Annotated in this window: 22 protein-coding genes; 8 read left to right on the forward strand and 14 right to left on the reverse strand. The window is 67.3% G+C overall.

Annotated features, from left to right (window positions below; all coding sequences use genetic code 11):
• Positions 1-15: 15 nt before the first annotated feature.
• The 10 genes from OG804_RS03335 to OG804_RS03380 all read right to left on the reverse strand — a co-directional run bounded on the left by OG804_RS03335 (position 16) and on the right by OG804_RS03380 (position 11,815).
• Positions 16-783, reverse strand: a complete 768-nt coding sequence (locus tag OG804_RS03335; protein ID WP_328393725.1) for a maleate cis-trans isomerase family protein — start codon at positions 781-783, stop codon at positions 16-18.
• Positions 780-2,948 (reverse strand): FAD-dependent monooxygenase, encoded by a 2,169-nt coding sequence (locus OG804_RS03340; protein ID WP_328393727.1) that lies wholly within the window; start codon positions 2,946-2,948, stop codon positions 780-782. Before OG804_RS03340 ends, OG804_RS03335 begins: the two co-directional genes overlap by 4 nt.
• Positions 2,949-2,955: 7 nt before the next feature.
• Positions 2,956-4,680 (reverse strand): carbon-nitrogen hydrolase family protein, encoded by a 1,725-nt coding sequence (locus tag OG804_RS03345; protein WP_328393729.1) that lies wholly within the window; start codon positions 4,678-4,680, stop codon positions 2,956-2,958.
• A 68-nt stretch (positions 4,681-4,748) separates the two neighbouring features.
• Positions 4,749-5,525 (reverse strand): ABC transporter ATP-binding protein, encoded by a 777-nt coding sequence (locus tag OG804_RS03350; RefSeq protein WP_328393731.1) that lies wholly within the window; start codon positions 5,523-5,525, stop codon positions 4,749-4,751.
• Positions 5,522-6,358: an ABC transporter ATP-binding protein gene (locus OG804_RS03355; RefSeq protein ID WP_328393733.1), complete on the reverse strand. Its 837-nt coding sequence runs from the start codon at positions 6,356-6,358 to the stop codon at positions 5,522-5,524. Before OG804_RS03355 ends, OG804_RS03350 begins: the two co-directional genes overlap by 4 nt.
• Positions 6,355-7,272, reverse strand: a complete 918-nt coding sequence (locus tag OG804_RS03360; protein ID WP_328393735.1) for an ABC transporter permease — start codon at positions 7,270-7,272, stop codon at positions 6,355-6,357. The genes OG804_RS03355 and OG804_RS03360 overlap by 4 nt, the downstream gene beginning before the upstream one ends.
• Before the next feature lie 10 nt (positions 7,273-7,282).
• Positions 7,283-8,410, reverse strand: a complete 1,128-nt coding sequence (locus OG804_RS03365) for an ABC transporter permease (RefSeq protein WP_328393737.1) — start codon at positions 8,408-8,410, stop codon at positions 7,283-7,285.
• Positions 8,401-10,047 (reverse strand): ABC transporter substrate-binding protein, encoded by a 1,647-nt coding sequence (locus OG804_RS03370; protein ID WP_328393739.1) that lies wholly within the window; start codon positions 10,045-10,047, stop codon positions 8,401-8,403. Before OG804_RS03370 ends, OG804_RS03365 begins: the two co-directional genes overlap by 10 nt.
• Positions 10,048-10,089: 42 nt before the next feature.
• The gene (locus OG804_RS03375; protein WP_328393741.1) at positions 10,090-10,914 is read right to left on the reverse strand and encodes an MBL fold metallo-hydrolase; all 825 of its coding nucleotides are present in this window, start codon (positions 10,912-10,914) and stop codon (positions 10,090-10,092) included.
• Complete coding sequence (locus OG804_RS03380; protein ID WP_328393743.1) at positions 10,907-11,815, reverse strand: hypothetical protein; 909 nt, start codon at positions 11,813-11,815, stop codon at positions 10,907-10,909. Before OG804_RS03380 ends, OG804_RS03375 begins: the two co-directional genes overlap by 8 nt.
• Before the next feature lie 541 nt (positions 11,816-12,356).
• On the opposite strand from OG804_RS03380, the gene OG804_RS03385 reads away from it, so the two are divergent.
• On the forward strand, positions 12,357-13,130 hold the full coding sequence (locus OG804_RS03385; protein ID WP_328393745.1) for an IclR family transcriptional regulator: 774 nt from the start codon (positions 12,357-12,359) through the stop codon (positions 13,128-13,130).
• Between the two features lie 111 nt (positions 13,131-13,241).
• Here the strand turns inward: OG804_RS03385 and OG804_RS03390 are convergent, their stop codons facing one another.
• Entirely contained in the window at positions 13,242-13,697 is a 456-nt protein-coding gene (locus tag OG804_RS03390; RefSeq protein ID WP_328393747.1) for a GNAT family N-acetyltransferase, read from the reverse strand.
• A gap of 234 nt (positions 13,698-13,931) precedes the next feature.
• Positions 13,932-14,174, reverse strand: a complete 243-nt coding sequence (locus tag OG804_RS03395) for a hypothetical protein (RefSeq protein WP_328393749.1) — start codon at positions 14,172-14,174, stop codon at positions 13,932-13,934.
• Between the two features lie 483 nt (positions 14,175-14,657).
• On the opposite strand from OG804_RS03395, the gene OG804_RS03400 reads away from it, so the two are divergent.
• The 4 genes from OG804_RS03400 (at position 14,658) to OG804_RS03415 (ending at position 19,432) form a co-directional block, all read left to right on the forward strand.
• Positions 14,658-15,266 (forward strand): LysR family substrate-binding domain-containing protein, encoded by a 609-nt coding sequence (locus OG804_RS03400; protein WP_328398213.1) that lies wholly within the window; start codon positions 14,658-14,660, stop codon positions 15,264-15,266.
• 345 nt (positions 15,267-15,611) lie between these two features.
• Positions 15,612-15,851 carry a helix-turn-helix domain-containing protein gene (locus OG804_RS03405; RefSeq protein WP_328393751.1) on the forward strand — a complete coding sequence of 80 codons (240 nt, stop codon included), beginning with the start codon at positions 15,612-15,614 and terminating at the stop codon, positions 15,849-15,851.
• Positions 15,848-17,290, forward strand: coding sequence for an MFS transporter (locus tag OG804_RS03410; RefSeq protein ID WP_328393753.1), 1,443 nt, complete (start codon positions 15,848-15,850; stop codon positions 17,288-17,290). The genes OG804_RS03405 and OG804_RS03410 overlap by 4 nt, the downstream gene beginning before the upstream one ends.
• A 204-nt stretch (positions 17,291-17,494) precedes the next feature.
• Positions 17,495-19,432 (forward strand): potassium transporter Kup, encoded by a 1,938-nt coding sequence (locus OG804_RS03415; protein WP_328393755.1) that lies wholly within the window; start codon positions 17,495-17,497, stop codon positions 19,430-19,432.
• Positions 19,433-19,562: 130 nt separating this feature from the next.
• On the opposite strand, the gene OG804_RS03420 is transcribed toward OG804_RS03415, so the two are convergent.
• Positions 19,563-20,522 carry a zinc-binding alcohol dehydrogenase family protein gene (locus OG804_RS03420; RefSeq protein WP_328393757.1) on the reverse strand — a complete coding sequence of 320 codons (960 nt, stop codon included), beginning with the start codon at positions 20,520-20,522 and terminating at the stop codon, positions 19,563-19,565.
• Between the two features lie 68 nt (positions 20,523-20,590).
• Between OG804_RS03420 and OG804_RS03425 the strand changes: the two genes are divergently transcribed.
• Positions 20,591-21,226: a TetR/AcrR family transcriptional regulator C-terminal domain-containing protein gene (locus tag OG804_RS03425; protein ID WP_328393759.1), complete on the forward strand. Its 636-nt coding sequence runs from the start codon at positions 20,591-20,593 to the stop codon at positions 21,224-21,226.
• Here OG804_RS03425 and OG804_RS03430 read toward each other — a convergent pair.
• Positions 21,219-21,389 carry a hypothetical protein gene (locus tag OG804_RS03430; RefSeq protein ID WP_328393761.1) on the reverse strand — a complete coding sequence of 57 codons (171 nt, stop codon included), beginning with the start codon at positions 21,387-21,389 and terminating at the stop codon, positions 21,219-21,221. The two genes, OG804_RS03425 and OG804_RS03430, sit on opposite strands and share 8 nt — an antisense overlap.
• A 64-nt stretch (positions 21,390-21,453) precedes the next feature.
• On the opposite strand from OG804_RS03430, the gene OG804_RS03435 reads away from it, so the two are divergent.
• Entirely contained in the window at positions 21,454-22,806 is a 1,353-nt protein-coding gene (locus OG804_RS03435) for a hypothetical protein (RefSeq protein ID WP_328393763.1), read from the forward strand.
• The gene (locus tag OG804_RS03440; protein ID WP_328393765.1) at positions 22,806-24,200 is read left to right on the forward strand and encodes an outer membrane protein assembly factor BamB family protein; all 1,395 of its coding nucleotides are present in this window, start codon (positions 22,806-22,808) and stop codon (positions 24,198-24,200) included. The genes OG804_RS03435 and OG804_RS03440 overlap by 1 nt, the downstream gene beginning before the upstream one ends.
• The last annotated feature ends 30 nt before the right edge of the window (positions 24,201-24,230 follow it).

The following is a 24,230-nucleotide window of genomic DNA, read 5'->3' on the forward strand; positions in this document are numbered from 1 at the left end:
CTCCTTCTCGATTCGTCAGAATCGCTTGAGCAGCGAACCGTGACCGACGATCCTGTCGTCGATCCCGTTGGCCCGCAGCGCGTGCCATACCGTCGCGACATTGATGGCGATCACCGGTTTGCCCAACTCGCGCTCCAGCTCGGCGGCGACCGCGACGGCCTCGAGGTTGGTGCCGCATTGGATGAGTGCGTCCACGTCGGGGCCGTCCACAGCGAGGAAAGCCGCCCGGATGGCGCCGGGGGTCTCGTCGGCGATGGATGTCGCGGACGCCGACTTCAAGCCGTGGATGGCCGCGACCTCGAAACCGAGTTCGGTGAAGTAGGCCACCACCTGCTCGTCGCCGACCGGCTGGTACGGGGTGACCACACCGATCTTCTTCGCGCCGAACGCCTGTAGCGCGCGGCCGGCCGCGGTTGCTCCGGTGGTGACCTCGAGCCCGGTGAGCGCGCGCACCCGCGTTTCGAACTCGGCGTTGCCGGCCACTCCACCCCAGAAGGTCTCGGCCGACATCCCCATCACGACGTAGTCGGGTTGCGCGGTCATGACCGTCTCGAGTGCCGACGGCAGTGCCGCGTTGAGATTCTCCCGGAACCTGCCGAAGGCGTCGGCCGAGTCCAGGGCTACGGCGTTGATCATGATCCGGCCGGTGTGCCAGGAGCAGTCCTGTGGGCGTAGCCGGTGGAATTCGCGCTCGACCGAGGTGTTGGTGGAGGGAATGATCAGTGCGAACTTGGGCCCTTTGCGGGTGGGCGAGCCCGCGCCGGTAAGGGTCGGTGCGGTCATACGAGGCTCCTCTGATCGTCGATACCGGAAGGGATACGGCCGGCTGCATCACCGGACAACGCGTCCGCGGCGGCGGCGGCGCACTCGGCGGCCGCCAGCCGATCGCCGTGGCCGAGCAGTTCGGTCAGGGCCTGCCACTGCGCACCACTGCGGCCGGACGCACCGGTGGCGCGGATCCTGCGATAGGTATCGGCGACCGCTTCGGCCGCGGCCAGCAGGGGCGCGACCGGGTAGATCATCAAGGCCACACCGCATTCGGCGAGGACTTCGGTCGGGGGAAGCTCGGAGTGATCACCGGCCTCGGAGAGATTGACCAGCAACGGGACACCGGGGACGGCGTTACGCACCCGCCGTAGCGCCCCCTCCGAATACACCCCCTCGACGAAGAGGAGATCCGCACCCGCCGCGGCGTAGGCGCGGGCACGATCGAGCGCTGCCGCTTCGCCTTCGACCGCGAGTGCGTCGGTGCGCGCGATCACCAACGCCGAGGTCCGTCCCGACACAGCGGCCTGTACCTTGGCGATCATCTCCTCGACCGGTACGAGCCGTTTCCCGGCGAGGTGCCCACAGCGCTTGGGCGCAACCTGATCTTCGAACTGCACCGCCGCGGCCCCGGCCGCTTCGAATCGGGCCATCGCCTCCTCGACCTGCAGGATTCCGCCGTAGCCGGTGTCGGCGTCCACGATCAGCGGTAGGTCACTGACTGCGGTCATCCGACGCACCTGCTCGGCCATCTCCGCGAGACCCAGATAGCCGAGGTCGGGCCGGCCCAGCGCGGTAGCCGATACGGCGGCGCCCGAGACATAAGCCGCGCTGAAACCTGCTGCCTGGGCCGCGCGAACCGTCACACCGTCGTACACGCCGGGCGCGGCGACCGTTCCGTAGCACAGCATTTCCGACAGCCGCCGCCCGGCGGGGCGGGCCGCATCGGGAACCGCACGCAGTTCCCGCGCGAGTCGCCCGCGAGTGATACGCAGCGAGGTGAACATCGCGGCCCGCCGCTGATGTTCCCGTTTGTCGAACAGGTCGCGGTCCAGGGCCGACAACGATTCGGCCCGTGCCACGCGGGCCGCCGAATCCGATTGCCGCATACCGTCGTAGTTGCTCTGCGCGCGCGCCTGCACATGGTTGAGCGCGGCGTCCCGGCGCAGTTCGCTGTACAGCCGGCCCACATGGGTGTCGTCGGTGCCGGTGAGGGCGGCGTCGATGCACCGGGCGGCGGCCCACGCGTCGTGGATACCGCTGTTCATCCCCATGCCGCCGAGGGGGTTGTTGACGTGGGCGCTGTCACCCGCGAGCAGGATATGACCCACTGTGAAAGTCGCGGCGACACGCATGTTCACCGAGTAGACGTTCGCGTGGGCGATCTCGTAGGCGCCGGGCTGTGCGGCGACCCGCTGCAGACGTGCCTGTAGCGACGCGGAGTCCAGCGCCTGCTCGTCGGATTCGTCGTCGCGGATCGGGAACAGTGCCCGCCAGTGTTTCGGTGTCCGTAACAGCACACCCCATTCCTCGGGGTCCGATATATAGGACACGTAGGCGAGGTCGGGGAAATCGTCGCGGAATTCGTGGGTGGTCGATGCGACGAGGAACCGCTCGTCGTAGGTGCGTCCCTCGAACGAGATCCCCAGGGACTTCCGGATCGTGGAGCTCGCACCGTCGGCGGCGACCAGCCACCGGGCCCGGATCGGATGGTCACGATCGGTATCGGGCAGAAAGATCCGCACGTGGGCATCGCCCTGTTCGACCCGGACGACCGGCGCGGAGTACCGCAGCGTGACGTTGGGCATCGTCACCAGCACGTCGCGGATGATCCGGGTGAGGTTGTCCTGTTCACTCTGCAATCGGTAGGGGTACTTCGTCTCCGCCGCGAGCAGCCCCATATCCATCTCGGAGAGCACGGCGCCGCTGCGTTCGCGGTACTGGTACACCGGTGCCTTCAGGCCGACCTCGTGCAGCGCGTCGACCACCCCGAGTTCCTCGAGCAGTTCGAGGGTGGACGGGTGGAAGGTCGAGGCGCGCGCCTCGGTGGACAGTCCACTACCGGCTTCGAGTACCAGGACCTGGTGGCCCAGCTGTGCGAGCGTGAGCGCGGCAACCATTCCCACCGGGCCCATACCGGCCACGACCACGGTGTTCATCCCGGCGGTATCGGGGTCTGTCATGGTCGTCTCACGCCTTCTCGGTCAGCAACGGGCCGTACAGTTTCGGCTGCCGGGTTCCGACGGGGTCGAGGTGGTACCCCATCATCTTGTTATGCGATTCGCGCAGGTCCAGGCGCAGGATCAGCTGCTCCTCGAACCCGTGGCGGGTCCACTGGGCAGACGGGTAGCGCATCAACGCGATCGGTTGTCCGGGGACGAACGGATCGGCCCGCACGATCTGGCTGCCGACCTTCGCGGGACTGTCGAGCCGGTTGACCGACACCAGATGCACCCGGTTCTCCTCGGTGCGCTCGGTCGCCGCCATATCCGCCGCTTCGGGACGGTCCCAGCTCGTGGGGTGGGCGACGATCTCCGCACCGCGCAGGGTGAGCAGCCGCATCACCTCCGGCACCCACACCTCGTTTCCGATCATCAAGCCGATGGAGCCGATCTCGGTATGGGCCACCTCGATCGCGTCACCCGCAGTCGCCCACCGGGATTCGGCAGCATCGAGGTGGGTCTTGCGATAGGTGAACGCGATCTCGCCGCCCGCATCGATCAGGTAGGCGGTCGAGTGGAAAGCCGTGTCCGCGCGTTCGACGAGATGGACGACGACCCACAGTCGGTGCTCGCGCGCCGACTCACAGATCCTGTCGAGCACGCGTCGCGAGACGGCCGCGGCGGCCGCGGGATCCTCGGCGACCTCGCCGGGCCGGAAGCAGAACAGCTCCGGCAGCACCCCTAGCGTGGCGCCCTGGCGGGCCGCGTGGGCGATCTGCCCGAGGGCGCGGGTGATCGTCCAGTCCTGGTTGTGGAACCACGACACCTGCAGGGTGGCCACATCGAGTGGTTCGGCGGGAGTCTCCGGGTCGTCCGGGCCGAGCATGGTTGCGACGGGAAGGCTTTCGTGCGGGGTCGTCAGGTCGCCGTAGAGGTCCGGTCGGCGCCAGCCCATGACATCGGCGAACCCGGGAACGTTCTTGTCGTCGGCGGCGGCAGGTTCGATATCCGCCCAGACCAGCCCCTCCTGCACCTCGCCGGCCGCGGCGAGCACCTCACCGCGTGGGGAGACGATCTGCGAGCCACCCATCCACGGGTAGGCGTCGGCGGGCCCGCCGACGGTGTTGGCGGAGATATGCCAGACATGGTTCTCGAGGGCCCGGAGCGGAACGTGCACCCGCACCTCGTCCGGGCCACGGGAGTTGAGGGAGTTGCACAGGATCTGGGCGCCGAGTGTGCCGAGCACTCGCGGTACGTCCGGCACGATTCCATCGGCGCACATCAGCAGGCCGAGCCGGCCGATCGCGGTGTCGACCACCTCGAGGGCCCGGTGTCCGGGAACGAACAGGGTGTATTCGTAGTCCCAGAGAACGGTTTTGTGGTGGATGTGCCGGATCTCGCCGTCGGGTCCGATCAGGACCGAGGCGATCCGCACCTCCGGTGCGGTGGCGGTGCGCAGGTCCACGCCGACGACGGCATGGATACCCGCCGAGCGGCAGGCCGCCCGCACACCGGTGACGAACTCGCCGTCGAGTTCCTCGCAGCGTTCGAAGCATTCGGCGCGATCGGCATAGTCCCGGACCCGATTGCTGTTCTCCGGCAGGACGATCAATTGCGCGCCGGCCGCGGCGGCGGCGTGAATGTAGCCGCTACAGAGTTCGGTGTTGGCCGCGACATCGGGGCCCGAGAAGAATTGCGCGGCGGCGACGCGCACGACGTCGCCCTCGCGTTCACAACTGTCCAGTGTTTTCATGCTGTGTCACATGACCTTCCGCTGTACGGGCGAACTGCCCGAAGTAGGTGGTCGACTGTCCTGGCCCGTCAGACACTTCGATCGACGGTCAGCACCGCCGACAGCAGCCGGCGGGTGTACTGGTTACGCGGGTCCCGCCGGACCTCACGCCACGGACCGGCCTCGACCACGCGTCCGCGGTAGAGCACCGCGACGTCGGAGGCCAGCGCCGAGACAGTCGACATATCGTGGGTGATCAACAGGTAGGACACGTTCATCGCCTCCTGGACCTCGCACAGGGTGTCGAGGATCCGCGAGCGCACCGACAGGTCCAGCGAGGCGGTGGGCTCGTCGAGCACTACGAAGTCGGGCTCGGTCACCATGGCGCGTGCGATGCCGACCCGCTGCTGCTGGCCACCGCTGAGTTCGGACGGGTACCGGTCCCACAGGGCCGGGCTCAGATGCGCGAGTTCGAACGCCTGCTCACCCCGTGCGCGGCGGTCGGCCTTCGACATATCCCTGAAATGCACATCCAGTGGCTCGGACACCGATTGCCCGATCGTCCTGCGCGGGTTGAGCGCGAGCTCCGGCTCCTGCAGCACGATCGAACTACGCCGGCGCCACCGGGCGAGACCGGCCTTGTCCAGCGTGGCGAAGTCGGTACCGTCCATCACGATCCGGCCGTTGTCGGCGGCCTCGGCGCCCAGGCATATGCGGCCCAGGGTCGACTTCCCCGAACCGCTCTCGCCGATCAGCCCGAGGGTGGAGCCGGCGGTGACGGAGAACGAGACATCGTCGACGGCCTTGACGCTCCGATCGCCCCGGCCGTAGACCTTGTGCAGATGCTGAACTTCGAGCCTGCTCATGCCACACCGGCTTTCGCCGCAGCAGATGGTTCGTCGAGGTATCGGGTGGACGCCGCGACCAGCAGCTGGGTGTACTCGTGTTGCGGGTCGGAGAACACCGAGCGGGTCGATCCGCTCTCGAGCACCCGGCCGTCGCGCATGACATAGATCCGGTCGCAGTAGGTCGACACCACGCCCAGATCGTGGGTGACCATCAAGATGGCCTTGCCGTCTTCCCGGCAGATGCGGCTCAGCAGATCGAGGATCTCCTTCTGCACGGTCACGTCCAATGCGGTGGTCGGTTCGTCGCCGACCACCAGATCGGGCTGCAGCATCAGCGACAGGGCGATCACCACGCGCTGCGCCATACCACCGGACAGATTGCCGGAGTGGCCGGCCAGTACCCGCTCCGGGTCGGCGATCTCCACCCGGCGCAGCATCTGGCGCGCGGTATCGCGGATCCACGCTTTGCTCTTACCGTGTGAACGACCGACCGCGAGAAACTGCTTCTCGATGGACTGCACGGGATTGAGCGCACTCCAGGGCTGCTGTGGAATGAATCCGATATCGTTGCCCTTCACCGCGCGCAGCCCGCGCTTGCCGAGCCCGTGCAGATCGCGGCCCTGGAACAGGGACCGGCCGTTGACCATCCGGCCGGTCGAGGGCAGCATCGCGAGCGCCGCCCGCAGGGAAACGGATTTGCCCGACCCGGTCTCGCCGATGATGCCGACGAACTCGCCCGCGCGTACCTCGAAGGACACATCGTGCACGACCCGGGCGGCGGTGTCGCCGCGGCCGAATTCGACGGCCAGATCGGTGACCTGGAGTAACGGCGGTGCTGTGGCGGTGCTCATTTGACCTCCTTGGCGAAGTGGGCGTCGAGGCTGTCGGAGATCAGGTTCAACGCGATGATCGAATACACCAATGCGAGCGCGGGGAAAGCGATAGGCCACCACTGGCCGGTGGTGAGTCCGGCGGACCCTGCCTGGATCATCGATCCCCAGCTGGGGATCGGCGGGGCGATACCGAGCCCGAGGAAGCTCATCGCACCGACCGCCGACAGGGCCAGTGCCGCACCGGTACTGGCCTGCGACAGGATCGTGCCCGAGATATTCGGCAGGATATGGGTGCGCAGCCGGTAGAACACCGAGGTACCGATCACCTGCGAGTAGAACACGTAGCGTGACTCCCGCAGGTGCATCGACTCGGCGCGGGTGAGCCGGATGAAGCGGGGGATATTGAGAATCGCGATGGTCGCCAGCAGGATGGCGGTGCCACCACCGCTGATCTGCACGATCACCAGGATCAGGATGAGCAGCGGGAAAGCGTCGAACCCGTCGACTATCCGCATGATGTAGCCCGAGCCGCGGCCACCCGAACCGGCCAGCAGGCCGAGCGCGGTACCGACGATCATGGCGACGGCGGTACCGCCGAGAGCCAGCGGCAGATCCGCCGCGGCCGCGGCGAAAGTGCGCAACAGAACGTCGCGGCCCGCCGAATCCGTTCCGAACAGGTGCTCGCCGCTGGGCGCGGTGAGCACCGACTTCGGGTCGATGCGGCCGGCGTCGAGGAAGAACCGGCAGACGATCGCCGCGACGGCGAGCGCCACCAGCATCCCCGCGCCGATATACGCGCCGGCGAGTCCGCGGCGGCGGTCCTTCTTCCGCGCCCGGTCCGCGCGGTCGGCGGCCGGATCGGTAACCCCGCCGGCCGCGGTGGTATCCGATGAAGTGCTGGGGGCGGTGCCCGCCCCGCTATGGCTGGTCATGGTGGAGGCCTCAGGACTTGTGACGGACGCGCGGGTCGAGGAGCAGGATGACGATGTCGATGACGAGGAACGTCAGCACGGTCAGGCCACCGAGCACGATGACGATTCCCTGGATGACGGGTAGATCGAACTTGAAGATGGAATCGACGCCGAACGCTGCCGCGCCGTTGAGGTTGTAGATCTTCTGCATGATGGCGCCGCCACCGATGATCGCCCCGGTGATCACAGCGATCGTGGTGAGAACAGCGGTTCGTGAGACCGTGAACGCCGACCAGAACACCCGTAGCGGGGTCAGTCCGCACGCCCGCGCGTAGTGGATCTGCGGAGACGCCAGCACGGTGGCGAAGTTCGTCCGGGTGACCCGGGCGAAGACCGCGGAGAGCACCAGTCCGAAGCTCAGGACCGGGAGCACGAGCTGCTGCGCGGCCTTACCGAAAGTGGCTGTATCGCCGGCCAAGAGCGCATCGATGACCACCACCCCGGTCGGGCCGTCCGGTACTGCGGTACGCATGGACACCTGACCGACCGGGGCGGGTGCCACACCGAGGAGGTAGAAGAACACGTACACCAGGACGAGGGCGAACACATACTCCGGCAGCGACTGCAGCACACTGACGATCACCCTGGTCGTGTGATCGGCGGGTCGGGTGCGGTAATAGGCGCCCACGGCTCCCATACCGACGCCCACGATGATCGCCACCACGAGAGCGAGCAGACCGACGGTGAGATCGAGCGGCAGCCGTCCGAAGATCTCCTCGGAGACCGGCCGGCGGGTGAAATACGACGCACCGAGGTCACCGCGAACGAGGCCGGCGAGGAAATCGGTGTACTGCGACCACAGCGGCCGGTCGAAGCCGAGCTCTCCCTCGATCCGGGCGATGGCCTCCGCGTCGGCGTATTCGCCGCCGATCGCGGCCGCGGCGTTGGTGCCCGGCAACCGGACCAGCCAGAACGCCAGCGTCGCCACCGCGAAGATGGACACCGGGATGGCTACGAGCCGACCGAGCAGCATCGACACCGGAACTCGGCGGGTCGCCCCCGCGGAGCCCTGTGCGGGCTCCGCGGGAGACAGTCCGGGTACGGTCGTGCTTGCCGTCCCGTCGGAGGTCGCGGATACGGATTGGGTCTCTACTGGCATCGGGTGTTCGCCTCGGTGTAGTCGGTGCCGAACGAAGAGGCAGGCACTTGCTCGGCGCAGACGCTGCGGATGTTGATCGTGGAGCGGTCGGCGAGATATACGGCGGGTTGCTGTGCGGCGATCAGTGCGGCGACGGCGTCCGTCGTCGCCCGGGCCTCGGGTCCGGCGCTGTCGGCCATCAGTTCGGCGGTCAGCGCGTCGAACTCGGGATTGCAGTAGCCGGCGTAGTTCTGCAGACCCGCACAACCGTTGGTCAGCCAGCCGGAATAGCCCGCGTTGGCGAACGCCGGGGTCTCCGCCAGCAGCCAGGACTGCATGGTGTGCGCCAAGCCGTCGGAACGGAACTGCACCGCGGACGGCACGGTCACCACGTTCACGCGGATACCCACCTCACCGAGCTGTTGCTGGACGATCGCGGCGAGGTTCGCCGAATGCGGTCCGGGCTGGGCGGGGGAGACACTGAGATTCAGCGTGAAACCGTCCGGATGTCCCGCCGCGGCGAGCAACTTCCGGGCTTTGTCGAGGTCGCGGGTGTACGGGTCGGGATTCGGTGCCGGTGCGCCGAACTGGGCCGACAGTCCGCCCGCGGACGGCTGGGCGAACCCGCGGTAGACGGCCTGGTTGATCGCGTTCCGGTCGAGGGCGTACGAGATCGCTTGCCGTACTTCGGGTTTGCCGACGATCGGGTCGGCGGCGTTGAGTCCCAGCCAGTCCCGGGCGGGGTTGGCGCATTCGGCGAGGTTGACGGCGTCGCTGTCGCGGAGATGCTCGAGCTGGGTGTAGTCGAGATTGGTCACCTCGGCCACCTGCCCGGACTGCAGCAGCTGGATCCGCGACGAGGCGTCGGCGACGGTCTGGAGCAGGATCTGGTCGATATTGCCACGCGTGCCGGTGAAGTTCGGGTTCCGGTCGAAGGTGAGCTGCTGGGAGGTGAACGCGGTCAGGTTCCAGGGGCCGAAGTTGGCCGTGTTATCGGTGAGATAGTCCTTGCCCCACGGGTCCGCGGGGGTGGCGTGGGCACGCACATCGGCGCTGTCGAGGATGATGCCCGCAACGCTGGCCAGCACATACGGTGCCATCGCGTTGCGCGCGACGAGGTTCATCCGCAGATGTGCCGGATCGAGCACCGTGACGGGTTTCGCCCGGTCGAAGCCGCCGACTTTGAAGAACAGGGTCTGGGCTCCGGCGTCGATGGCCACGGCCCGATCGAGGGTCCACGACACGTCTTCGGCGGTGAGTGTGTTGCCTGCCGAGCTGAGTACTCCGTTGCGGAGGGTGATATCGATACCGAGGCCGTCCGGGGTCACCGCCCACTTCTCGACCAGCGCGGTCTGCGGCTTCAGCGGGGTGGGTACCTCGGACAGGCAGGAGGTGGGTGTGCTCGCGTCGGTCTCGAACTCGAGCAGCCGGCTCTGCATGACATCGGCGAGAACCTTCGAAGCCTCACTGGAGTAGCTCGCCCTGTCGACGCCCTGGAAGTCCTGCGGGATGGCGATCACGTAGGTGGAGGATCCCGGCAGGTCGCCGCCCGTGGCGGAACCACCGCCACCGCCACACGCGGACAACAGGAGCGCGGCCGCGGCGGCGATGGCACCGGCCACCGCGAGCCCGGCGCGACGAGAAGTTCTGGCGTACATGGATTGTCCTTGGTCTAGCTCAGCGGAGAAAGGGGTGGCCGATCACTTCGAGGTGCCGGCGCGGCTGTCATTGCGCAGCGCGGTCAGGTAGTTCAATGCCACGGGGATATCGGCGACGACCGTGCCGTGGGCGGGGGCCAGCATCGACGGCCGGAAATCTTCGATCAGATCCATGAACCACTGGATCCGGGATTCGACATCGAGATGCCCGATGCCGCTGACGATCTCGGTCATCACCGAATACATGTCGGCGGTCGGCGCGATACCGGACTCCTCGGCGGTGAAACCGCAGGTGTCCTCGCGGTGCCAGTGGAAGAAGGCGAACCCGTCGGCGGGGAACAGCACCCGGGATCCGTGGTCGAATCCCCATATCGTGTTCGGCAGGTCACGGAACACCGAGTCGACGAACTCGAACTCACGACCGCCGAGATCGAGCTTCGTCCCCGGGGCCATCGCCTGATACGCCGAATCCGGCACCGACGGGTGGTAGAGGAAGTAGTCGCGTACGTCGCCGACCACCTTCACTTCGGGATGCGCGTCGTAGAGCATCGACAACGAGCCACCGTGCGGGATCTCCGGGTGGGTGGGCATCACGTAGTCGAGCGGGCGTCCGCCGAGTGCCTTTTCGAGCGCGGGGAGGTAGGTGTCCCACAACCCCGGGTGTCCCGTGTCGACCAGCAGGGTCTTATCGGACCCCGTGATCAGGTAGGTGTTCAGGGCCGAGTGCACGAGGTCCTGGCGTTCCTTGTCCATGAACAATGCGGAACAGCCGCCGATCCATTGCACGCCGTCGGCGATCGGCCGCGGGAACCGCTCGTGGACGAAGTAGGTGCCGAAAACATCGAGCAGGTCGTCGAGATCAGGCATGGTCGGTGGTCTCCTGCGTCGAAGTCGGGGCCGCGGCGGGTGCGGCGAGTACATCGAGTGCCATCCGCAGGTGACGACGGACCTGATCCGCGCCCTCGATGACCGTGCCGTGGTAGGGAGCGAGACGGTCGATCTCGACGCCGTCGAAGAACTTGTGCAGGTCCTCGATCAGCGGCCCGGTATCCGCGTCGGCCATCCACTCGAACCGGGTGTGGATGTGATCGCGTACCTCGTCGAGAGTCAGTCGCTCGTCGGCGGACATCACGGGGGAGCGGTCGGGGGTGTCGAGTTTGCCTTCGGAGAAGAAGTCACTGCAGAACAATGTCCTGGTCCCGCGGTCGTAGAGCCACGCGAACCCGAGCACCGTCAGCCGCGTGTTCATGAGTGTCAACTGGTGGCCCGGATCGAAGGCCACTTCGCTGGGGCGGTTCAACTCCCGGATCAGCGACCGGCCCGGGTTGTCGGCGGGCATCAAGAAATGCACGGTCACCCGGTCGGCGCCCGGTGCGGATCCGCCGAAGTCGTCGTGTTCGAACCATTTGAGCAGATGGCCCGCACCGGCGAACCAGATGTGCTCGACGTCGAACTCGCTGACGAGCGCCGCGAGATTACCGATCTCGTCGGCCTCGTTGCGGTCGGCGTAGAGGTGCAGCGCACGGTCACCGAGAAGCTCGCGGACCTGGTCGATGATCAGCTCGCGATGCAGTTTGACCCCGGTGCCCACCAGGAGCGCGTTGTTCTCCGCGAGCAGGAGGTAGGCGCTGATCGGTTCGAATCCCGTGACCTCCGGGCGGCGCCAGCTCAGCCGGCCGTCGATCGGCACTACACCGCCCAGCCGGTAGAGCCTGTCCGGTACGAGCTCGACTGCCGGAGCAGCCACCGTCGTGGAGCGAGTAGGCATGGATCGTCCTTTCTTGTGCGGCATCCGGGACACCCGAAAGTCGCATCCGAGAACCGGCCGCGGGATGACCGGGCCGTCACATCTCAGGGGGCGGAGCTGTTGTGGGAGCGGTACTCACACGCTGGGCGCTCCGATCGGAGCCTGCCCGGTGCTGCGGGCCGCCGGCCCAGCCCGAATCTCATCTCTCATATTGTGAGAGAGAAGAACCTGCAATGTGGGAATGAGATTATGTGAAGCGCGGGGGGTCGTCAAGAAGATGATGAGGTGTTAATCACGTGTTTCGTGGAGGTTGCGGCGAGTCCCTGTCGCCGCAACGCGCTTCGAAGTTCTCGATTGTCCCGGGAAGATTCGAAGTATTACCTGGTAGACAGCTTTCTCTGTGCGATGCTGGCGGTAACTGGGCGGTCGGTTGCTCGAGGCTGCGGCGAGGTTCATGTCTTCGAAGTGGGGGCTGGGAATTGGTGCGGAATTCGGCTGTCGCGCAACCGAACCTCCATGTATTCTTCTCACATAATGAAAAATCAGCAATGAGGGGATGAGCATGGTTCGACCTCGGGAGTCCGGTCAGGTGGCAGGGGCGGAGAGTGGACGCCGCGTTCTGGCCACCCTGGGCGCGTTCACCGCAGCGAACTCGGTCTGGACTGCCACCGAACTCGCGGACCACCTCGGGTACAAGCAATCGACCGCTTACCGCTATATCGGAATCCTGCGTGAAACAGGCTTTCTGGAGACCTGCCCGGGTGGCGGCTACCGGCTCACCGACAAGGTCCTGGCCCTGGCCGAGGCGCACGACGAAGCACGAAACACCCTGGTCGAAGTCGCGCGCCCGATCATCACCCGGCTGCGCGACACTGTCGACGAGACCGTCCTCGTCGCCCGGCGCCGAGGCGACTTCGCCTTCTGCGTCGACCGGGTCGAATCCACCCGCCCGGTCTCTCTGCAGTTCGACCGGGGACAGCCGATGGCACTGCATTCCGGCTCCATCCCCCGGCTGCTGCTGGCCACCATGCCCGGACCCGAGCGGGGCGAGTATCTCGACCGGACCCGGCCACTACTCGCAGCCACGCATGGACGGCTGATCTCCGACGAGGCGCTGCGGGTGGTGCGCGAGGCCGGTTTCAGTCAGTCCAGTGAGGAGATCGATCAGGGTATCTGGGGAACCGCCGCGCTGATCCGCCGCGCGGGCAGGCCGATTGCCGCGGTCGGTACCGCGGCGCCGGTGTCCAGGCTGACCGAGCAACGTCGCGCGGAGCTGACCCGGCTGATCATCGGCGCCGCGGAGGAGATCTCGGGTCGTCTCGTTGACGGATACTGACGGAGTCGGCGGTGGGAGCATCCCACCTGAGGTGCGGTGTCCTGCCTTCGGCACCGCAAGAACCAGCTCTTCGCCGCAAGCCCGGACCGAATAACGGCCGTGAACCCGAAATCAGCAGGGGTGGAACCGCAACACCATGTTCACGCTGGTGGTTCCGGCCCAGTTGGTCAATTGTGAACCGGGAATATCGACGAAGCCGAGTCGCCGATACAGCCGATGGGCGGGGTTATCGGTGCGTACGTTGAGGCAGACCCCCGAACAGCTGCGCGCGGCCTCGGCGAGCAGGCGTGTCAGCAGCGCCGTTCCCAACCCTGTTCCCCGTGCTGTCGAGTCGACAGCGATCGCCAGCTCGGGAATGTCGGCGTCGATGTAGGTGTCGCCAGCGTCCTCGGGAGGAAAGCGCCGCAACCAGGCCGCCCCGGCCGAGCGCTGACCGATTTCACCGATTACACCCAAGTCCCCTGATCGACCCCAGTTTTCGACATATCGGGCCAGTTTCGGGACCGACCGGATGTCGTCGGGTGTGTGATACCCCTGGTCGCCGGCGCGGGACGCCTCGAACAGCATCGTCCACAAGAAATCCTGGTCCGTCGCTGCGGCTGGTCTGACGAGAGTGGAACAACGCACGTGCTGGACGCTATGCGATCATCGTGCACTGTTCAAAAACACTCGATGCCGAGCTCGGCGGCCGGGGTGAGGGCCGCAGTAGTGCGCCGGTCGATCTGTTCGAGCCGCCGCGGGCCGGAAACCCACTGTGAGAACGGGTTGGGCTGCTTTCTGTGCGGTGTCGGTGGCTGTGCGCTACTCGGTCGGTAACGGCTGCGCCTGCGCCGCGGGCACCTCGTCGGTCCCGCGTCGGCGGATGACGGCGTGCGCTGCCTCCGCCGCTACGAGGCCGAGTGCGATGAACACCGCGCCGACGGCGCCGAGCCAGTGTGCGCCGAACCATGCCATCCCGGCCTGCCCGACCAGGGGCGCAGCCGAGACACCGAGGTAGAACACGGCCGACGCGAGGCCGGTGAGCAGTGGTGCTGCCGTCGGCATAGCGGTGCACCTGTGGCACCTCCACCGGGATCTCTGTATCCAGACTGCCGTGCAGATAGTGGATCGGGGTACGCAGTCGGGGCAGACGCGGCCGCGGATCATAACCATAGGTGGCAAGCCAAGAGAACTGGTCATCGATGTAAACGCTCGAATCGAGAATCTGGCGGATCGTCCAATCGATGCGCGTCCGGGAGGTTCCCGGCGCATACCATTGGGGCACCCATTCGCTGAGAAACTCAGTCCGGCGGTACCGCAAATCGGCAACTATCCGCGGCAGCGGCACATCCTGCGCGCCGTAGGCCGTACCACCCACCGCGACCACACCACTCAGCAGGTCCGGGTGGGAGAACGCGAGTTCGGTGGCGAATATGGCAGCGAGGGAGGAACCCACCGCGATCGGCCGGTGCAGACCCAACTTCCGGATGACTTCCGGCAGATCCGTGCCGACGCTCTCGAGGTTGCTGCGCCGAACGTGCTACCACGATTCGGTTGGGTACCAGCACCGGATTGGGCGCCCGACTGGAAAACCTCCTGATCGAATTCGCGCGTTCGGCCCCGGATACGCACCTCGAACTCGTGAATGCCGATGTGCAAGAGCGCATGAAACGCGTGCAGTCCGGAGAACTGGACGCCGCGGTGGTGCGCGGCGCCCACGACGAGCTGGGACTCGAACTGCTTCCCTTGTGGTCGGACCGACTGGTGGCGGCGATTCCTGCACGGCACAGTCTGGCGGTAGAGCGCGAGATCGACGTCGCGTGGCCGGCCGAACTGCCATTGCGTGTGGTCGGCCATTCCAATAACCGAGCGCTGCACGACCTGATAATCGGTTGCTGTCGGCAAGCCGGTTTCGACCCGGTCTTCGGTCCGGAATTCACTACCGACCAGGACACATTGGCGGCCATCGGTTACGGTGCGCCGAATTGGACGGTGTACTACGCGGCGCAATCCGCCAAGCTGTCATTTCCCACTGTGGTCTGGCGGCCGCTGCGCAATCCCGAGCCTGTGATGCCGAGCTTCCTCGCGGTCCGGCCCCGGCCGCCCGGGAAAGAGTTGCGCGCACTGATCGAGGCATGTCATGCCGTCGGCGATTAGGGCGTTATCGCTTCCCTTCGCCCACGTGGCGGACACCAGCGTCCGCGTCGCAGATCTGAGCGTCGCCGTCGCCGCGCTGCTGTGGGTGCAGTTCGTGAACGTCGGCCGCACACCGGTTGTGTCTCCGGAACCGACGCCCTGACTCGGGACCCGCTGCACCACATCGACCAGCACTACATCGGTCCCGACACGATGGCCGCCGCCGACACTGTGCTGGTCGACACCCGAGCGAGCGGGCCGTCGAGACGCCCGGTCGGATGCGCACCGACCTGGCGCAACTGGTGGCCCGCAGCACACCCTGCGTTAGTTTGTAGTTAGTAACTAGTATCTGATAACTTCGCCGTTGTGAAGGCAGTGACGATCGAGCGGATGTCGCGGGAGCAACGACGAGAGCAGTTAGCAGCTTGGGCGGCAGCGGAATTCGCCCGGGCAGGCCTGCACGGGACATCCACCGAGGCGTTGGCGCGTCGTGCCGGGATCACTCAGACCTATGTGTTCCGGCTGTTCGGCACGAAGAAAGAGCTGTTCCTGACTCGTATCCAGGCTGGATTGTTCGATCATCCGACCGAGGAGAACAACCGGTGAACTCCTCGGCCACCTCCGTCGGCGCCCGGTCGGCCGGTAATACTCCGTTGGTGGCCACGCTGCTGTTCATCGCGCTGGTCGTCGCCGCGATCGGCAGTCTCGGCGCACCCCTCATCACCGCGGTCGCTCAGGATTACCAGGTGTCGCTGGGGGCTGCGCAGTGGACGTTGACGATCGCATTGCTCTCCGGAGCGGTAGCCACCCCACTGCTGGGCCGACTGGGGTCCGATCGGCGCCGGCGACCGGTAGTGCTGGTCACCCTTGTCACTGTCGTCGTCGGCAGTGTGGCCACCGTGATTCCCGCACCTTTCGCGGTGCTGCTGGCCGGGCGGGCCGTGCAGGGTGTCGGGCTCGGTCTGACCGCGTTGATGATGGCCACCGCCCGGCAGCATCTCGGTGAGCGTGCGCCCGGCACGATCGCACTGTTGTCGGTGGCCTCCACGGTCGGCGTCGGCGTCGGCTATCCGCTGGCGGGACTCCTGGCTCAGATAGGCGGAGTCCGTGCCGCCTATCTGCTCGGCGTGGTCGTCGCCGTAGCGGCACTGATCGCCGCGATCGTGCAACTGCCCCGCGATGCACCGCCGACCTCCCGGGACGAAGCGGTGGACTGGATGGGTGCAGCCCTGCTGTCGCTCGGCCTGGTGGCGATACTGCTGGTCACCAGCGAAACTGCACTCTGGACCGCGCACCCGTTCGTGGCCGCGGCGATCCTCACCGCCGGGATCGCGGTCCTCGTCGGCTGGGTGGCGGTGGAGCGACAGACGCCGCGACCGCTGGTCGATCTGCGGGCGTTGCGGCATCCGGCGGTCGCCGGGGCGAACCTGATCATGGGAGTCTCCGGGATCGCGATGTACATGCTGTTCACCCTGATCACGCGCTATGTGCAGACCCCGCCGCAATCCGGATACGGTTACGGGCTGACCGAACTCGAGGCCGGATTGGTGTTGGTGCCCTTCTCCCTGCTGGGGTTTCTCGCCGGCCGTGTGGTCCCGCGGCTACAACAGCGCCTCGGGCCTGCCGCGCTGTTGACCGCCAGCGGTGTCGTGGTCGCCGCAGGCTGTTGCTTGTTCGCCGCCACCCGGACATCGGGTGTGGCCTGGCCCGTCGCGGCGATGGGTGTCCTCGGATTCGGGGTCGGTGGGTTCTCCGCGACCATGCCGCAGGCGATCCTCGCCGTCACCCCCGCTGCGGAAACGGCTTCGGCCATGAGCGTCAACCAGGTCGTTCGATCCGTCGGGTTCTCCATCGGCAGTGCTGTCAGCGGCTTCGTCCTCGCCTTGTACACCCCGGCCGGGCACTTCGCACCCGACGGGCAGGGCTACACCACCGCCGCCTGGGCGGCCACCGGCCTCACCGTCTGCAGTATCGCGATAGCCCTCGCCCTCGGCTCCATCCAGCAACGCGCCACCCCGCCTCGACCAGCAGTCCACGCGGGGTGATCACCCGGTGCGAGTTGACGATCCAGCCGACCGACGTGGCGTTCGAGACCACCGACTGCGGCGAGTGGCGGTTCATCTTCCCGCGACGTGATGCTGAGTCTTCAGCGGTCGGTATCCGGTGGGTCCGGTCCGGTGTGGATGCCGACTCCGAACGTGCGTACGGCACGATATGGTGCGAGCCCGGTCGGAGGAGGAGCACGGCACATGGTTACGGAGACGCAGGCTGGTTCGCCGACGCACACCGCGGGTCGCGGGCCGGTGCGCGCCGCGATAGTCGTCGGTGCGCTGGGTGTGGTGTTCGGTGATATCGGCACCAGCCCGATCTATACCTTGCAGACGGTGTTCAATCCGGAGGATCCGCACCCCGTACCGGTCAGCACTGCCAACGTGTACGGGGTGGTGTCGCTGATCTTCTGGTCGGTGATGGTCATCGTCACCCTCACCTATATCTCGCTGGTGATGCGCGCCGACAACGATGGTGAAGGCGGGATCATGGCATTGATCACGCTGCTGCGGCGTCTCGGCGGAACGCGTGGCCGCCGCGCGGCCGCTGTGCTGGCCGGCGTCGGAATCTTCGGTGCCGCCCTGTTCTTCGGCGACAGCATGATCACGCCCGCCATCTCGGTGCTTTCCGCGGTCGAGGGACTGAAGATCGTCGAACCCGACCTGGAGAGCCTGATCATTCCGATCACGGTGGTGATCATCGTCGCCCTGTTCACTGTGCAGCGCCGCGGTACCGCCGCGGTCGGGCGACTGTTCGGGCCGGTGATGATCCTGTGGTTCCTGGCAATCGGTGCGCTCGGGGTCGCGGAGATCGTCCATCATCCGGAGATCCTGAAGGCGCTGTCGCCGACGTATGCGCTGAGTTTCGCCATCGGGCATTTCCACATCGCGTTCTTCGCCCTCGCCGCCATCGTGCTCGCCGTCACCGGCGCCGAGGCGCTGTATGCCGATATGGGCCATTTCGGACGCAAGGCGATCACCCGGGGATGGCTGGGACTGGTGCTGCCCGCCTGCACCCTGAGCTATTTCGGGCAAGGCGCACTGATATTGGGCGACCCGGCCACGGTCAGCGGCCCGTTCTTCCTGCTCGCACCCGGCTGGGCGCGGCTGCCGCTGGTGCTGCTGGCCACCGCCGCGACGGTGATCGCCTCCCAGGCGGTGATCACCGGCGCCTTCTCGGTGGCTTCTCAAGCGGTGCAGCTGGGATATCTGCCGCGGCTTCGCATCGCCCACACCTCCGAGTCGACGATCGGCCAGATCTACGTTCCCTGGATCAACTGGCTGCTCATGGTGTCGGTGTTGACGCTGGTCTTCGCCTTCCGGTCCTCCGCGGCATTGGCCTACGCCTTCGGTATGGCGGTGACCGCCACGATCACCATCACGACACTGCTGTTCTTCTATGTGGCCCACACGAAATGGCGCACCCCGCTGTGGCTGGTGTTGCTGGGCGCGATCCCACTGCTGGCCATCGACGCACTGTTCCTGGCGGCGAATCTGACCAAACTGGTGCACGGTGCGTGGCTACCGCTGCTGATCGGCGTCACCGCGTTCACCGTGATGATCACCTGGGCCCGCGGACGTGTCGTCGTCACCGCCGCACGGGAGAAAGCCGAGGGGCCATTGCGTGAGTTCGTCGATCGACTCCGAGACCGTGAACCACCGTTGACCCGGGTCCCCGGCACCGCCGTGTTCCTCAACCGCGGCAGCCGGACCACACCTCTGGCGATGCGCGCCAACGTCGAGCACAACCATGTACTGCACGAACACGTCGTGATCCTGTCGCTGGATACTCTCCCGGTTCCCCGTGTCGCCGAACCCGACCGCGTCCGCATCGACGCGCTCGGCTACACCGAGGACGGCATCATCCACGTCACCGTCTCTCACGGCTACATGGAAACCCCGCAGGTGCCGCATATCTTGCGTGGGCTGGATCCGGCCCACACCGAAGGACCGATCTCGGTGGACGACGCCTCCTACTTCCTGTCCAAGATCGAACTGAAGAAAGGCGACGCGGACACCATGGCGGCCTGGCGAAAACGCCTGTTCATCACCACTTCCCTCATCACCTCCGATGCCGCCGACTACTTCGGGTTGCCCCGCGAGCGGACCGTGATCATGGGTTCGCAGGTCGAGGTGTGACCGACGAGGTTGAACGGCGGTTCGGCCGCGGACAGAAACTCCAGCCGGCCCGGTAGACGCGCAGCGCCGCGTGCAGGTCGGCGACGCTCTCGGCGTTCGCCACATTCCTCCTGCGCTGGATCGATCCCGTTCAGTCCGGGACGACGACGGCCCGGCTGCGCCCCTGGTGCGACCAGGCTTCGCCGACGCGGCTGAGCGGGTACGCGGTGTAGGGCGCGTCGAAGGTGCCTGCGGCGAACCGGGCGAGGACGGCAGGAAGCTCGGCGATCATCTGATCCTTCGAGACCGACCCCGTGCCACTGCCGCTGACCCGGATCCGCCGGCTGCGCAGCAACGCCGCGGGCAGCACCGCCTCGGTTCCGGCGAGCGAGCCGATCTGCACGTAGTCGACCGCCACACTGTCGTCGTCCGCGCCGGACCTTCCCAATGCCGCGAAGGCGGCCTCGGCGACGGGTCCCCACACGTAGTCGAGGACGAGGGCGGGCGGTGCCGCGGCGACTGCCGCGCCGAGGGCGCCCGCCCAGGCGTCGGGTGCTTCCTGTGCGAGCGCCACGGTGACTACGCCTGGGCCCTGCAGCCGTTCCAGCGCTTCGCGGTCGCGCCCGGCCGCGACGACTTGTTTCGCGCCGAGGGACAGGGCCGCCCGCACTGCCAGGCCGCCCGATATGCCGGTCGCGCCGAGTACCAGCACGGTGCCGAGCTCGCCCGCTTCCGCGCGCCGCGCGGTCAGGGGCATCCAGCCCGACAGGGCGGGATTGATGCCGGCGGCGACCGCGAGCGGATCCGCCCCGTCGGGCAGCTCCACCTCGAACGGCGTGACCAGCCATTCCGCCATGGTCCCCCATGGCGACCGGGCGAAGCCCGTGTAAACCAGCCGCCCGTCGCCGGTCCGTGCCACGGCGTCGACGCCCGGCACGAGGGGATATCTCCGGTCGCTGCCGTAGTGGCGGCCGGCGGCCAGCCCGCGGACGACGTGGTGCAAACCCGCGCCCACGAGTCGCAGCGGCGCCCGGCCCGGCCGCTGTTCGGGATCCGGGAAATCCGCGCACACGGGTGTTGCTTCTGGGGTGTTGACGACTGCAGCGCGCATGCCACGCTCCTTAACTAAGTTAAATTCCGATACCGGAACTGTGCCTGAACTTTGTTAAGGTGTCAACCGTGGCGAAGGGCATCACGCGGGAGCGGATCGTGGCGGTGGCGCTGGAACTGCTCAACGACCAGGGCATGGATGCCCTCACCGTCCGCGCGCTCGCGTCCCGGCTCGACGTGAAGGCCCCCGCCCTGTACTGGCACGTCCGCAACAAGCAGGAGCTGCTCGACGAGATGAGCACGTTCGTCATGCGCCGCGTCACCGACGCCCTCGCGGCGGTCCCGTCCGGCGGCAGCTGGCGTGACGATTTAGCTGCCTACGCCCGCGTGCTGCGGTCGGAATACCTGCGGCACCGGGACGGGGCGCGCATCTTCAGCGGCACGCGCATCGTCGACCCCGAAGTGGTGAGAGCGAAAGAACCCTGGCTCGAGCGGTTGACCGCGACCGGGTTCTCACTGGCGGCGGCGGACGACGCCATCGACCTGGTCACCGCCTTCGTGGTCGGGTTCGTCATCGAGGAACAGGAACGCGGCCAGTCGACCGGCGCCGACCCCGCGCGGTACTCGCTCGCCGGGCGTGATGTGTGGCTCGGCGAGGGCGCCGAACTGGTCAAAGCTGCCGGGCATCTCCGCGACGACGGCGACCGGAGGTTCGAACGGCAGTTGGGCGTCGTTCTCGACGGGCTCGCGGCCCGGCTCAGCTGACAGCCCGGAGGAACCGCGACCGGTGCGCCGCGTCCGCAATCGTCACAACGCGGGCCGCCTCGGCGGTCGCGGCCCACACCGATGAGCCGAGTTCGGCGACGAGGCCGCTCACCCAGCCGTAGCGTTCGGCGGTCCGCGCGTCGTGCAGGTCGGCGCCGAACACTCGAAGGCGTCGGGGCTCGGGCCGGTGCCGCCTGCTCTAATGAACGGTGTCGGAGGGAGGCCCGGTGCCGGGCAGTGCGAGGGACAACGAATCATCCACGCCGTCGCGGACGGTCACCGCGTGGACGCAAGGGCTGCTCTGTGTGGCCGTCGTGGCCGCAGGAGTGATCGCCAACGGCCTTCTGTACGAACCGGAACCGGAATCGAGGGCCGCGCCGCTGTCCACGACGACCGCGTCCGAACCCCCTTCGCCCGAGCCCTACCCCTATGTGACGCCGCCCGTTGCCTATCCCACGCGGATTCCCGGCTGCGCGACCGTCGATCCACCCGGTGGGGGAGCGACGGTGACCTGGGTCGGCGGGAACCGGTTCGGTTACGACAACCCGGCTTACCCGTGGTTCTCCGGTCCCAAGGCGGTCGCGATGTCGACGGCGTTGCGCGACGCGTTGCCCGACGGCGTCGCCCTCGATTTCGCGCCTGCCGACGAATCGCTGTTCTTCCAGCCGATTCTCGGTGATCCGGGCGGCTCGCCCGGCCCGGTCGGCGGTTCCACCACCGCGCACGCAACACTGCGGCGCGGCGACCGAGCGGTCGGGTGGCTTTCGGTGTCGGTCCGGCAATCGACCGCGCCGGTTCCACCCTGTGTGGCCGGCGAACTGGACGAGCGTCGGCTGCTGGCCGACGGCACGACCGTCGACACGCTCGACACCTGGTCGGAAACCGATGGTGTGCGGACCCTTTCCCGCGCCGCCACCGCGTACGTGCCGGATGGCAGCGTGGTGGCGGCCTACGCCACCGACGCTCCCGCCGGAGCCGATCCCACCGGAGCGGTGCCGGTCACGGTCGACGAGTTGGTCGACCTGGTGACCACACCCGCGACGCGCATCACGGAGCCGGTCGCGCCCGGGACCCCGGACGCGCCTGCGCCCTGTCATGCCCAGGACGAGAATTCCGCCACGATAGACGTGGCCACGGCCGCTCGGCTGGACGCGGTGCTCGCGCAGATCCCATTGGACGGTCTCACTCTCGACCGCCCGCTGGGAGAGCTCCGACCCGGCGGATTCGGCACGGGCGGGGTATGCCAGGCGGTCCGTGTCACCACCGCCGGACAGCAGTCGCAGTTGAGCATTTCGATCACGGCGGGGCCGGAGTCGGAACCCGCGATGCCGGCGGTCGAAGTGGGCGGAGCAACCACTGCGCAGCGGCTTCCGGACGGGACCGTCGTCGAGAATCGGGAAGCGGAATATGTGCTCGGTGAACCGGGACCCGCGTCATCACAGTCGAACCGCAGTGTCGTGGTGACCCGTCTGTCGGGGACCCGGATACAGGTGGATTCCACGGCCGACAGTGCCTCCGCGCTGCTTCCGCACACCCAGCTCGCGGCGATCGCGCTGGCCCCCGGCTTGGAGGTGCGGTGATGGCATTGCCGTCGGGTATGCGCACTCTGGTACTCGCGGCCGTCGCCGCCGTGCTCACCAGCGTGGGGGCGGTGGTGGTAGTGGTGCATCACGACGAGGGCCCACGCAGGATCGCCGGTGACGCCGTACCGGAGCTCGTGTGGTCGCTCGACGCGTCCACCACGTACGGGCAGCCCGGCGCCGAATTCCGATCTCCTGTCGGCGGCACCGAATACGACTTCGGTAGCGCGGGTTTCATCGACGCGGGGGCCACCATGGTGACAGTGCTCGGGATCGCCGACGACGGCATGTCGTTGCGCGACCCGGTGATGTACGGCATCGATGCCGATACCGGCGTGACCCGCTGGCACGCTCCAGCCGCCGAACTCGGTGGTTGTGCGTCCATACCGGTCCACGGTGTGCTCGTCTGCTTCACTTCGTCCTGGGCCGAGACGCCTGCCCTGATCGGTTATGACATCGCTGACGGGACGGTCACCCGGACGCCGGTCGACTGGCCCGTCTTCGCCCTCGCGGCCGACGAGGAGCAGGTCTATGTCGCGGAGGGCGACGTCGAATCCGACGATGTGCGCGTGCACGCGGGAACGCTCGGGGACCCGGACGCCCACTGGACCCGGATGTTCGCCATGGGCACCGCCTGGGAAGACCTCTCCGGCGAGATCCTCGACGTCGCGCACGGTCAGGGTGTGCTGACGCTCGGTGCCGATGTCGCAGGTTTCGACCTCGCCACCGGCGAGCCGACCTGGACCACCGAATTGACCGGATGCTCCAGCCTCACGGGGACTTCCGGCGCCCTCGTCGTGCGATTACACGCCGAATGCGGCGGTCCACCGGGGACCGCCGCCGCCGACATCCTGGACGGTGCCGGGCGGATCCTCGCCACCACCGACGACGGGATCGTGCACGACTTGATGCTCGACCGCGCGGCGGACGAGACGATCCCCGTCCTGCTCGGCGACACCGCCTACGACCGGCGTGACGGAACCGTGCGCTGGACGAACCCGGATCTCGTCCGCCGCCTGCCCGACGGGAACGGCGGAGTCGGGGCCTCGGGGACAGCGACCGCGGTTCTCGGCGATACAGCTCTGCTCCACGATTCCGCAACTGGTGCCCTGACCGGGCTGGATCTCCGTACCGGCCGGGAACTGTGGCGGAAATCGATCCCCTACTTCGGTTCTGCTCTCGCGTGGGACGGCGATATCGCGGTCTTCTCCGATTCCATCGGTCTGTGTGCGATCGATCCGGGTACCGGCGAGATCGTGTGGGCCGCCCCGTTCGACGCTGCTGCGGCCGACTCGGTCGGCATCACCGGCGAGGGTGAGTTCACCGTGCGGAACAACGGCCGTTACGTCTACGCGTCCGCACGCACGATGAACGGGCTGACTTCCCCTGTCTGAGTCCTCGGTGTCGACCGGGTCGGAGCCGGT

This window comes from Nocardia sp. NBC_00416, assembly GCF_036032445.1.
GTDB lineage: Bacteria > Actinomycetota > Actinomycetes > Mycobacteriales > Mycobacteriaceae > Nocardia.